The 8,290-nt window shown below is 70.0% G+C and carries 8 protein-coding genes and 3 pseudogenes; 6 read left to right on the plus strand and 5 right to left on the minus strand.

Features of this window, described 5'->3' with window-relative positions; genetic code table 11:
* Nucleotides 1-310: 310 nt before the first annotated feature.
* The 3 genes from G6023_RS01310 to G6023_RS01320 all read right to left on the minus strand — a co-directional run bounded on the left by G6023_RS01310 (nucleotide 311) and on the right by G6023_RS01320 (nucleotide 3,316).
* Complete coding sequence (locus G6023_RS01310) at nucleotides 311-2,734, minus strand: heavy metal translocating P-type ATPase (protein ID WP_182633885.1); 2,424 nt, start codon at nucleotides 2,732-2,734, stop codon at nucleotides 311-313.
* A gap of 7 nt (nucleotides 2,735-2,741) precedes the next feature.
* A complete protein-coding gene (locus G6023_RS01315; RefSeq protein WP_007633030.1) occupies nucleotides 2,742-2,957 on the minus strand; it encodes a heavy-metal-associated domain-containing protein in 216 nt (71 codons plus the stop codon).
* Between the two features lie 68 nt (nucleotides 2,958-3,025).
* Nucleotides 3,026-3,316, minus strand: a complete 291-nt coding sequence (locus G6023_RS01320; RefSeq protein WP_182633886.1) for a metal-sensitive transcriptional regulator — start codon at nucleotides 3,314-3,316, stop codon at nucleotides 3,026-3,028.
* A gap of 159 nt (nucleotides 3,317-3,475) precedes the next feature.
* Between G6023_RS01320 and G6023_RS01325 the strand changes: the two genes are divergently transcribed.
* The 4 genes and pseudogenes from G6023_RS01325 (at nucleotide 3,476) to G6023_RS15825 (ending at nucleotide 5,436) form a co-directional block, all read left to right on the plus strand.
* Entirely contained in the window at nucleotides 3,476-3,928 is a 453-nt protein-coding gene (locus G6023_RS01325) for a DUF4383 domain-containing protein (RefSeq protein ID WP_182633887.1), read from the plus strand.
* Nucleotides 3,929-3,986: 58 nt separating this feature from the next.
* The gene (locus tag G6023_RS01330; protein WP_182633888.1) at nucleotides 3,987-4,415 is read left to right on the plus strand and encodes a ChaB family protein; all 429 of its coding nucleotides are present in this window, start codon (nucleotides 3,987-3,989) and stop codon (nucleotides 4,413-4,415) included.
* A gap of 25 nt (nucleotides 4,416-4,440) precedes the next feature.
* A pseudogene (locus tag G6023_RS15820) lies at nucleotides 4,441-5,082 on the plus strand (APC family permease); the annotation flags it as partial.
* Between the two features lie 33 nt (nucleotides 5,083-5,115).
* A complete protein-coding gene (locus tag G6023_RS15825) occupies nucleotides 5,116-5,436 on the plus strand; it encodes a hypothetical protein (RefSeq protein WP_241727599.1) in 321 nt (106 codons plus the stop codon).
* Between the two features lie 12 nt (nucleotides 5,437-5,448).
* Here the strand turns inward: G6023_RS15825 and G6023_RS01340 are convergent, their stop codons facing one another.
* Both G6023_RS01340 and G6023_RS01345 read right to left on the minus strand, forming a co-directional pair.
* Complete coding sequence (locus tag G6023_RS01340) at nucleotides 5,449-6,003, minus strand: hypothetical protein (RefSeq protein ID WP_187699856.1); 555 nt, start codon at nucleotides 6,001-6,003, stop codon at nucleotides 5,449-5,451.
* Between the two features lie 76 nt (nucleotides 6,004-6,079).
* Nucleotides 6,080-7,413: pseudogene (locus G6023_RS01345) on the minus strand (cytochrome P450).
* A 5-nt stretch (nucleotides 7,414-7,418) separates the two neighbouring features.
* Here G6023_RS01345 and G6023_RS01350 point away from each other — a divergent pair.
* The gene (locus tag G6023_RS01350) at nucleotides 7,419-7,607 is read left to right on the plus strand and encodes a hypothetical protein (protein ID WP_182633889.1); all 189 of its coding nucleotides are present in this window, start codon (nucleotides 7,419-7,421) and stop codon (nucleotides 7,605-7,607) included.
* A gap of 190 nt (nucleotides 7,608-7,797) precedes the next feature.
* Nucleotides 7,798-8,290 (plus strand): annotated as a pseudogene (locus G6023_RS01355) (lipase family protein); the annotation flags it as partial.

The raw sequence follows: 8,290 nt of genomic DNA on the forward strand, positions 1-8,290 counted from the left end.
AGCGCCCAGCCGGTGGGGGCGCCCAGCTCACCGGGTCCGCCGGCGTCGGCGGGCCCGCCCGGCAATCCGGCGTGCCCGGGGCCTGTCGCTCGGTCACGGCTAGCGGGGTTACCGCTCGCCCGGTTGTCGCTCGCGGGGGTCATGTGAGAGCTCATAACTCCACCGAACCACGCGACACCCGACGGTGCAGCCGGTCGCCGACGCACCCCGGCCGCCCCCAGCCGCGAAATCGGCTACTCCGAATCGGGATCGGCGAGCCCAATTGGACTAGCGGATGCCGATTCGGAGTAGCGGATCTGCGAGGGGGTGGTCAGATGGTCGCGCGGAACCTCCGCAGGCGCAGGCTGTTGGCCACCACGAACACCGAGGAGAACGCCATCGCGGCGCCCGCGATCATCGGGTTGAGCAGCCCCGCCGCGGCCAGCGGGAGCGCGGCGACGTTGTAGGCGAACGCCCAGAACAGGTTGCCCCGGATGGTGCCGAGCGTGCTCCGCGAGAGCCGGATCGCGTCGGCCGCCGAGCGTAGATCGCCGCGGACCAGCGTGAGGTCGGAGGCCTCGATCGCAGCGTCGGTACCGGTGCCGATCGCGAGGCCCAGGTCGGCGGTGGCCAGGGCGGCAGCGTCATTGACGCCGTCGCCGACCATCGCCACGACGCGCCCCTCGGCCTGCAGCCGGCGGACCACGTCGACCTTGTCGGCGGGCATGACCTCGGAGATCACCGTGTGAGGGCCCGGGTCGATGCCGACCTCGGCGGCCACCGAGGCGGCCACCGCGGCGTTGTCCCCGGTGAGCAGGATCGGGGTGAGACCCAGCTCGCGGAACTTCTTGATGGCCTCGGCCGAGCTGTCCTTGATCTGGTCGGCCACCACGAGGACCCCGCGGGCCTTCCCGCCCCAGCCCACCGCGACAGCGGTCTGACCAGCCCGGGCGGCCTCGGCCATGGCGCTGTCCAGCTCCTGCGTCAGCGGCATGTTCCGCTCAGCCAGGAGGGCGGGACGGCCCACGACGACCACCTCGTCGTCGTCGGCCCCGGAGGAACCATCGACAGCGGGTTCCTCGGTCGCGCGCCCGGGACCAGCGACAACGCGCCCCGACACCCCCAGGCCCTCGTGGTTGGCGAAGTCCGCCACGCCCGGCAGATCGCCGACCTCTTCGCGGGCGCCGGCGGCGATGGCGCGGGCGATGGGGTGCTCGGAGGCGTCCTCCACGGCCCCGGCGCGGCGCAGAACTTCGGCCCGGTCCTCGCCGACCGCAACAGTCGTAGAGACCAGTGCGTGCCGACCGGTGGTGACGGTGCCGGTCTTGTCCAGGACGATCGTGTCGACCTTACGGGTGGACTCCAAGACCTCGGGGCCCTTGATGAGGATGCCCAGCTGCGCGCCGCGGCCGGTGCCGACCATCAGCGCCATCGGCGTGGCCAGGCCGAGCGCACACGGGCAGGCGATGATGAGCACCGCCACGGCCGCGGTGAACGCCAGGGCGGCGCCGCCTCCGGTGAGCATCCAGAACGCGAACGTCGCCACAGCCAGCACCAGGACGACGGGGACGAAGATCCCGGAGATGCGGTCGGCCAGGCGCTGTGCGGCGGCCTTGCCGGACTGGGCGTCCTCCACCATCTGCGCCATCTGCGCGAGCTGGGTGTCGGAGCCGACGCGGGTGGCGCGCACGGTCAGGCGGCCACTGGCGTTGACGGTGCCGCCCACCACGGCGTCGCCGGGACCGACCTCGGCGGGCACGGACTCGCCGGTGACCATCGACGTGTCGACCGCTGAGGCGCCATCGACGATCTCGCCGTCGGTGGCGATCTTCTCGCCGGGGCGGACGACGAAATCGTCGCCGACCTGCAGATCCTCCACCGGGATGCGGGTCTCCACACGCCCGCCATCAACACCGCCGCGCAACACGGCGACGTCCCTGGCGCCCAGCTCGAGCAGCGACCGCAATGCGGCGCCCGCCGTGCGCTTGGACCGCGCCTCGAAGTAGCGGCCCAGCAGGATGAACGTGGTCACCCCGGCCGCGGCCTCGAGGTAGATGTCGCCGGCGCCGTCACTGGGCGAGAGGCTGAACTCGAACCCGTGTGTCATCCCGGGCATGCCCGCGTGGCCGAAGAACAGGGCGTACAGCGACCAGAGGAACGCCGCCGAGGTACCGAGAGACACGAGCGTGTCCATGGTGAACGCGCCGTGGCGCAGGTTGATCGCGGCGGCGCGGTGGAACGGCCACGCGCCCCACACGATGACCGGGGCGGCCAGCGTCAGCGACAGCCACTGCCAGTTGGTGAACTGCAGCGCCGGGACCATGGCCATCGCGATCACGGGGATCGACAGGACGGCGGAGATGATCACGCGTTGGCGCAGCTCGTCGACCCGGTCGGGCGCGGCGGTGTCGTCGGTGGCGTTGCCTGCGTGGCCGGTCGACTGCCCGGCGTCGGCCGCGGAACCGTCAGCGCCGGGCGCGGACGTGCATGGCTGAGTGCTCCGGGGACGCGGCAGCTGCGCGTGGTACCCGGCCTGCTCGACGGTATCGAGCAGCAGCTGCGGCTGCAGGCCCTCGGGGATCCGGACGCGGGCCTTCTCTGTGGCGTAGTTGACCTCGGCGGTGACGTCGTCGAGTTTGTTGAGTTTGCGCTCGATCCGGTTGGCGCACGAGGCGCAGGTCATCCCCTCGATCTGCAGCTCGACCAAGGTGGTCCCGGCGGAGGGCGCCGTGTCCCGGCTGTCGGTGGTGGTCATGGTGTGCTCACTCCTGCGCTGTGACTGTGTACCCGGCCTCGTCCACGGCGGCGCGGACCGCCGCGGGATCGACCGGGTCGGAGGAGACGACGACGAGGCGACCCGACTCCAGATCGACTTCGACCTCGGTGACTCCCGAGATTTCCGAGACCTCCTCCGTCACGGAGGCGACGCAGTGGCCGCAGGTCATGCCGGAGACGGTGTAGGTGGCAGTGGCGGACATGGTGTTCTCCTCGTTCGGGTGGTGGGTGTGCGGTGACTGTCGGGGCCCGCGATCGGTCGGCGCGGTGATCAGGACCTGACCAGGCGGGCGATGGCGGCGTTGGCCTCGGCGAGCTTGGCCTCGGCTTCCTCCGGGCTGCCGTTCTCGATGGCGCCGGCGACGCAGTGTCCGAGGTGCTCCTCGAGCAGGCTCAGCGAGACGGACTGTAGGGCCCGGGTCATGGCGGAGACCTGCGTGAGGATGTCGATGCAGTACTTGTCCTCCTCGACCATCCGTTGCAGCCCGCGGGCCTGTCCCTCGATGCGGCGCAGCCGCTTGAGGTGGTCCTCCTTGTGCGGGGTGTATCCATGCTCGGCCATGGCCCATACGGTACCCCCCTAGGGTAAGTGCCGCAAGAGCGGATCGCGTTCTCCGACGCGCGCTCCGACCCCCGGCACCGGTTTTCAATCCGGCCCCTGCTGTTTATGGTCGGGACAGCGTCACTTCCGATGTCGATCAGTCGAGAAAGGAATGGACTCATGACGGACACGACCCAGACCGCTCGCCCGGCCCGGCACCGCTCCCCCGTCCAGTACGCAGCCCTCGCCTTCGGCGTGGTGTTCCTGCTCGTGGGGATCGCCGGCTTCATCCCCGGGATCACCACCGCGTACGACACCATGCAGTTCGCGGGACACGAATCCGAGGCCATGCTGCTGGGCCTGTTCCAGGTGTCGATCCTCCACAACATCGTCCACCTGCTCTACGGCGTCGTCGGGATCCTGATGTCCCGGACCGCCCCGCCGGCCCGCATCTATCTACTGGCCGGCGGCATCGTCTACCTGGCCCTGTGGATCTACGGCCTGGTGATCGGCCACGATTCGGCGGCCAACTTCGTGCCGCTCAACACGGCCGACAACTGGCTGCACCTGATCCTGGGCCTCGCCATGGTCGCCCTGTCCTTCCTCCACCGCGGGCAGCCGCGCCGAGCCTAGGAACGCCAACGACACCGCCACCCAGATCCTGGTGAGCTGACAATCGAGAGGTATCGCCATGCCGAAGACAGACAGCGACGGGAACGCCAAGGACAGCGAGCTGCCCTCGACGCTGCAACGCAGCGACCAGAAGGCCAAGGACACCTTCGCCAAGGCCTACGACTCGGCGGAGGAGGAGTACAGCGACGAGTCCCGCGTCGCGCGGACCGCCTGGAGCGCCGTCAAGCACACGCACGAGAAGGTGGGCGACCACTGGGAGCCCAAGGACGACAAGGGGCCCTCGGATTCACGCTCGGAGAGCGGCGGCCCGAACCCCTCCGGAGAGTCGAAGGGCGGGGTGGACGCCAACGCCAGCAAGGACCACCTCTACGAGCAGGCACAGCGGCTCGACATCGAGGGCCGCTCCGACATGACCAAGGACGAACTCGTGGAGGCGCTGCGCAAGGCCAACGACCGGAAGACGAAGGAGAGCCGCGACGAGTCGTGAGCCCGGCAGGACCTTCGGCACCTACCTCCTGCGCGCCTTCGACGTCAGCGATCCGGGCATATGGGTGCCGGTCCTCGCCGTTCTCGCCATCGCCTCCGCTGCGGCCGTGAACCCGGTGGGAAACCGACTGGTGGAACGCTCGGCCATGATCACCGCCGCGGTCAAGATCGGCGGGATCGCCGCGCTGGCCATCGCCGGGATCCTCGCCACCGGCGTGGGGTCACTGTCCCGGCTGGTCGACGCCGGTGACCGCACCCCGCCGGATCACGGGCGGGCCGGATTCCTGGCCGCCGTGGCGTTGACGATCCTCGCCTACAAGGGCTTCACCACGATCACCAGTCACGGCGCCGACCTGCGCAGGCCCGAACGCAACCTCGGTAGGTCCATCCTCATCTCCATCGCCCTGTGCACGGTGCTCTACCTCCTGATCGTCGTCGCGGTCAGCGGGAGCCTGAGCGTGCCGCAGATCGTCGAGGCGCGTGACTACGCGCTCGCGGAAGCGGCCGCGCCGCTGTTCGGCCAGTGGGGAGTACGCCTCACCGTGATCGTGGCGGTCGTGGCGACCCTGTCGGGACTCATCGCGAGCCTGTTCTCCGTCTCGAAGCTCTACGACATGCTCCGGGACATGGGGCAGGCCCCGGGGCTGCCGGGCCGGGAAGGCCATTAGTCGCTCTACATCACCGCGGGCCTGGCGATCCTCATGGCCGCCTTCTTCGACCTGTCCAGGATTGCGGCCCTCGGCGCGATCCTCTACCTGACGATGGACATCGCCATCCACCTGGGCGTCATCCGGCGACTCCCGGACGAGGTCGACGCCACCGTGTGGATCCCGTGCGTCGCCATCGTGCTCGACCTGGCCGTACTGGTCCCCTTCGTCGCCCTCAAGGCGGGGTCGGATCCGCTGACCATCGCCCTGACCGCAGGTGTCGCCCTCGCGATCTTCGCCGCGCAGTGGGTCACCGTCAGGCGCCGCGGTGACGACGATCGCGAGGGGGACGAGCACGAACACGCCGGGGCGTGAACGGCGCGCCCGTCAGCCGCGGTCGCGGTGCCTCGCCTCCGCACGGTCGGGCAGCAGATACTCGGCCGACACGGCGGCCGCCGCGGAACCCACGATCACCAGGACGAATCCGACGATGGCGACGTACGGCCCATAGGCGACCGATGCCTCGGCGGACAGCCCCGACAGGATCGGGTCCGCCGTCCCCGTGGAGCCGTACAGCACCCACATGAACGCGAGGTGGGCGATGAGGACCAGCCCCGCCGTCACGGCGTTGAGGATCGCGAAGATGCCGAGCCGGGCCACGAGCGTGACCACGGTGAGGAAGGACAGCGCCACCAGGCCGAGGAAGTTCACCGGGGTGATCTCCCTCAGCCCCAGCACCTCGGGCAGCACGAGGCCGGAGAGCGACTGCCCGCCGCCGGTCACCCACGGCAGGTAGAGGCTGAGCAGGGCGATCGCCAGACCGACGAAGGCGACCGGGGCGCCGATGCGGCTCTGGATGATCGGGATCGCCTTCTTCCTCCTGGCCGGCGTGCCGTCCGTGGAGGCCACCGGCTCGGGAGCGTGGGTCGCGTGAGCAGCCATGATGATCACCCTTCCGTGTTGTCCCACATGCGGTATGTGAGGTACACCATAGACTAAGTTGATATGACACCTTTCGCTACCCCTGCGGCTGTGAGTTCTCTGAATTTCCGGTCCGCCGCACCAGACGGATCGGCTGCCCGTCCTTCGGGAACGGCAGCGACTTCATGTCCATCGGGGCCGTGTAGTCCGGGTCGACGTGCCACTCGAAGGTGCGCAGCAGGTGATGCAGCACGAGTGAGACCTCGGCGCCGGCGAAGTGCTTGCCGATGCACTTGTGCACGCCGCCGCCGAACGGCTGCCACGCCTGGCGGTGGACCTTGTCCTCCCGGCGCTCCTCGGAGAACCGGCCGGGGTCGAAGACCTCCGGATCGGGCCAGTACTGCTCGAGGTGGTGGGTGAAGTAGGGAGCGATCGCCACCATCGTCCCCGCCGGGATGAAGTGCCCCAGCACCTCGGTGTCCTTGACGGCCGTGGCGCGATCGTGGGCACCGGCGACACCAGGCGCAGCGACTCCTTCATCACCAGGTCCAGCGACCCCAACTGCGAGAGCTGGTCGCAGCTGATCGTGTCGCGCGGAATCGCCAGGGACTCCTCGCGGCACCGCTCCTGCCACTCCGGGTGCTGGCCCAGGTACTGCATCATCGTCGAGATGGTGATGGTCGACGTGTCGTGCGCGGCCATGAGCAGGAAGATCGTGTGGTTGATGACGTCGTCGTCGCTGAACCGCTCGCCGTCGGCCTCCACCCGGCACAGCACGGAGAACAGGTCGTCGCCGTCGCCCGCCCGCCTGGCCGGCAGGTAGTCGCGGAGGAACCCCTCCACCCGGCGTCGGCCGACCAGTCCGCGGTGCCAACGCCCACCCGGGACGGGGTACCGCACGAGCGCGGTCGCCGCCTGGACACAGTCGATGAACGCGGCGTTGATCTGATCGAGGCGCGCCTGGCTGGCGCCGGGGGCGCCGCCCATGAAGACCTCCACCGCGAGGTTCAGCGTCAACTGCTTGAGCCGGGGATAGACCTCCACGCGCTCCCCCGGTTGCCACTGCTCGACGGCGGTGCGGACCGCCGGGTCGATCGCCGCCGCGTACCTGGCGAGACGGTCGGAGGTGAACGCCTCCTGCATGAGGCGGCGGTGGGCCATGTGCTCGTCGAAGTCCAAGAGCATCAGGCCGCGGTCGAAGAACGGCCCGATGAGGAACTGCCACGCCTCGCCGTTGGCGAACGCCTTGTCCCGGTTCTGCAGGACCACTCCCGAGGCCTCCGGCCCGAGCAGCGCCACGATCCTCGTCCCGAACGCGCGGAACCACGAGACCGGACCGTACCGGCGATGGCGCTTCTCCCACATCCGCACGGGATCCCGCAGATACCCTCCGGCAGCGCCGCCACGAGCTGTATCGCGACTCCGCGGCACTCGTCGTGACCCAGGCCCGGACACTGTTCGGGGACCGCGCCCTGCCCACCCCTCGGGACGAGATCAGCGCCCGCCTCCTGGTGGGCGGCCTGGGCGAACTCATCACCGCCTGGCTCCAGGCCGAGACCAGCGCGAGCATCGACGACATCGTCGACGAGGCGACCCGGTGGTTCACCGTGGGCATGCACGCCTGACAGCCGACGCGATTCTCGCCGCCGCCCGGCCGCCACCCAGGCGCGCTGACCAACCGCGCTGACCAACCGCGCTGACCGGCGACTCACGACCGGAGTGCCCGCCGCACACAGCATTCACTTAGACTCTGCTCAACTTCGTGAGCCAGAACACAATCAGTCCGGGGGGACCGTGCCACTTCGTCGAACCGCGATGCGCGCAGCCGCATTCGCCACCGCCATCGCCACCGCTGTCGCCGGAGGGGCCCTGGTCGCCCCCGCCGCCGGAGCGCAGGGATCGTCCAACGACCCGGCGCCCGCCTTCTACCAGCCGCCGGCAGACCTGCCCGCGACCTCCGGCGAGCTCATCAAGACCGAGCCGTTCCCGCTGGCCGGAGCGATCCCGCCGATCCCCGGCGCCGAACCGATCTCCGACGGCGCCGGTCCGCTGTCCACCGACGCACAGCGCATCATGTACACCTCCGTCGGGTCGCGCGGCCAGGCGATCGCGGTCACCGGCGCCTACCTGCAGCCGCGCGCACCGTGGACCGGGCCCGGGTCGCGTCCGCTGGCCGTCGTCGCGCCGGGCACTCAGGGCCAGGCCGACCACTGCGCACCGTCCAAGACGTTCCAGAACCTCGCCACCGTCCGCACCGACCCGCCGGGCGTCGGGTTCGGGTACGAACTCATCCAGGCCTACGCCCTGC

Origin of the sequence: Dietzia sp. DQ11-71, assembly GCF_014144995.1 — a bacterium.
Lineage (GTDB): Bacteria > Actinomycetota > Actinomycetes > Mycobacteriales > Mycobacteriaceae > Dietzia > Dietzia kunjamensis.

Coding starts and splice junctions, on each gene's coding strand:
- G6023_RS01310 (WP_182633885.1), bottom strand. CDS start 2,734: ATGACCACCACCGACAGCCGGGACACGGCGCCCTCCGCCGGGACCACC.
- G6023_RS01315 (WP_007633030.1), bottom strand. CDS start 2,957: ATGTCCGCCACTGCCACCTACACCGTCTCCGGCATGACCTGCGGCCAC.
- G6023_RS01320 (WP_182633886.1), bottom strand. CDS start 3,316: ATGGCCGAGCATGGATACACCCCGCACAAGGAGGACCACCTCAAGCGG.
- G6023_RS01325 (WP_182633887.1), top strand. CDS start 3,476: ATGACGGACACGACCCAGACCGCTCGCCCGGCCCGGCACCGCTCCCCC.
- G6023_RS01330 (WP_182633888.1), top strand. CDS start 3,987: ATGCCGAAGACAGACAGCGACGGGAACGCCAAGGACAGCGAGCTGCCC.
- G6023_RS15825 (WP_241727599.1), top strand. CDS start 5,116: ATGGCCGCCTTCTTCGACCTGTCCAGGATTGCGGCCCTCGGCGCGATC.
- G6023_RS01340 (WP_187699856.1), bottom strand. CDS start 6,003: ATGGCTGCTCACGCGACCCACGCTCCCGAGCCGGTGGCCTCCACGGAC.